This is a genomic window from Paratractidigestivibacter sp. (assembly GCF_052362415.1).
Taxonomy (GTDB): Bacteria; Actinomycetota; Coriobacteriia; order Coriobacteriales; family Atopobiaceae; genus Paratractidigestivibacter.
This window is the reverse complement of the sequence record NZ_DAWEMK010000147.1, coordinates 1-2,119: the sequence shown is the minus strand read 5'-3', so window position 1 is coordinate 2,119 and position 2,119 is coordinate 1. Positions and strand designations below refer to the sequence as shown.

Annotated in this window: 3 protein-coding genes; all 3 read left to right on the top strand. The window is 64.7% G+C overall.

The genetic code is table 11. The features are described 5' to 3' along the window. Nucleotides 1-1,427: CocE/NonD family hydrolase (locus ACT84W_RS10080; RefSeq protein ID WP_444329114.1), on the top strand; the 1,427-nt coding region annotated here is incomplete at its 5' end. 21 nt (nucleotides 1,428-1,448) lie between these two features. Then, nucleotides 1,449-1,700: an acyl carrier protein gene (locus tag ACT84W_RS10075; protein ID WP_444329113.1), complete on the top strand. Its 252-nt coding sequence runs from the start codon at nucleotides 1,449-1,451 to the stop codon at nucleotides 1,698-1,700. Between the two features lie 73 nt (nucleotides 1,701-1,773). Beyond that, nucleotides 1,774-2,119: phosphate acyltransferase (locus ACT84W_RS10070; protein ID WP_444329112.1), on the top strand; the 346-nt coding region annotated here is incomplete at its 3' end.

The following is a 2,119-nucleotide window of genomic DNA, read 5'->3' as shown; positions in this document are numbered from 1 at the left end:
TCATGGGCGTGCCCCCCAAGACCGTCAGCCAGTACGCGAAGTTCGAGGCCCCCGACCCCGGCTACTGGTGCCACTACGGCTACGCAGTGGCCAACGTCGACCCGCGCGGCGTGGGCAACTCCGAGGGCGACGTCTACCTCTGGGGCTCCCAGGACGCCCAGGACGGCTACGACTTCATCGAGTGGGTGACGGCCCAAGAGTGGTGCAACGGCCGCGCAACGATGATCGGCAACTCCGGCGTCTGCATGGCGCACTGGCGCATCGCCGCCACGCGCCCGCCCCACCTCGCCTGTCTCGCCGCCTGGGAGGGCCAAGGCGACCTCTACCGCGAGTCCTACTTCTGCGGCGGCATCCCCAACCCCGACTACGAGACCCACATCATCCAGGCGCTGGCGGTCAACAACTACATCGAGGACACGCCGGCGATGGTGGCGAAGTATCCCCTGATGAACGCGTACTACAGGGACAAGATCGTCGACTGGAACAAGATCCGTATCCCCACCTACGTCACCGCCGGCTGGGTCCACCACCACCTGCGCGGGGCCTTCGAGGGCTTCCGCCGAATCCGCACGCCGAAAAAATGGATGCGCGCGCACCGCGACTTCGAGTGGCCCGACACCTACACCCCGGCAAACATGGAGGACGTGCGCAAGTTCTTCGACCGCTACTGCAAGGAGATCCACAACGGCTGGGAGATGACGCCGCGCGTCCGCCTCGACGTCATGGACGCCTACGACTACGACTACGCCAGCCGCCGCGCCGAGGACACCTTCCCGCTCAAGCGCACCGAGTACAAGAAGCTCTACCTCGACGCTGCCAACCATGAAGCCGGTTTTGAGGAGTACCCGGAGGAGTCCGAGGTCGTCTACGACCCCAAGACCGAGACCACGACGTTCACCTACCAGTTCACCGAGGACACCGAGATCACCGGCTATATGAAGCTGCACCTCGAGGTCGAGTGCCGCGGCTACGACAACATGGACCTCTTCCCCTGGGTCATCAAGCTCGACCGCGACGGCAACTACGTGCCCATCCGCGTCATGGGCGCCCCCTTCCGCGGGGCATGGGGCTTCCTGCGCTGCAGCCACCGAGACCTCGACCCCAAGTACGCGAGCGACTTCCAGCCCGTTCACAGCCACGAGAGGGAGGAGCGCATGAAGCCCGGCGAGATCGTTCCCGTCGACGTCGAGATGTACCCGCACTCCCGCTTCTGGCACAAGGGCGAGAAGATCCAGGTGGTCGTGGCTGGCCGCTTCATCAAGACCGAGTGGTTCCACGACAACGACATGAACCACAAGACCGACAACGGGGACGGCATGCACGTCATCCACACCGGCGGGTCCCACCAGTCCTACCTGCAGATTCCGGTCATTCCGCCCAAGTATCAGGTGGGCGACTACATCTGGCACGGCGACGAGAACAAATAGAGAACAGACAAGGAGCATCACATGAACGATTTCCAGGCTGAGGTCGTGAACATCCTCAAGGAAAAGGCCGCCGACATCTTCGGCGTCGACGCCTCCACCCTCGACGAGAGCACCAGCTTCGTCGATGACCTGCACTGCAAGAGCGTGAACATCGTGCAGTTCGCCTCCGCGCTCGAGGACGAGTACGAGGTCGAGGTCCCCTACATGCAGCTCAACAAGTGCAAGACCTTCCTCGACGCCGCCAAGTTCGTGGACGACGCCCTCTCCATGTAGTCGCCCCCCAGGGGCCCGGCCAGGCGCTTCTTGCCCCTTGCCGGGCCCCTTTTGTGTAGAAAGGAACACCCCAATGACGCTTATCCAGAAGCTCACCGAGGACGCCAAGGCCTGCGAGCGCAAGGCGCGCGTCGCGCTGCCCGAATGCGAGGCGGCAAAGACCCTCCAGGCGGCCCGCCGCGTGGCCGATGACGGCATCGGCATCCCCGTGCTCGTCTCCCCCGCCGGCATCATCCGCGCGACCGCCGTGGAGGCGGGCGTCGACCTCGCCGGCATGCAGATCGTGGACACCTCCGACGCCGACGCCCTCGAAGAGCTCGCGAGCCGCTTCATGGACGCCGGCAAACCCCGCATGCTCTCGGCCAAGGGCATCCGCCGCAAGCTTAAGAACCCCATGTGGTGGGCCATGGTCATGGAGG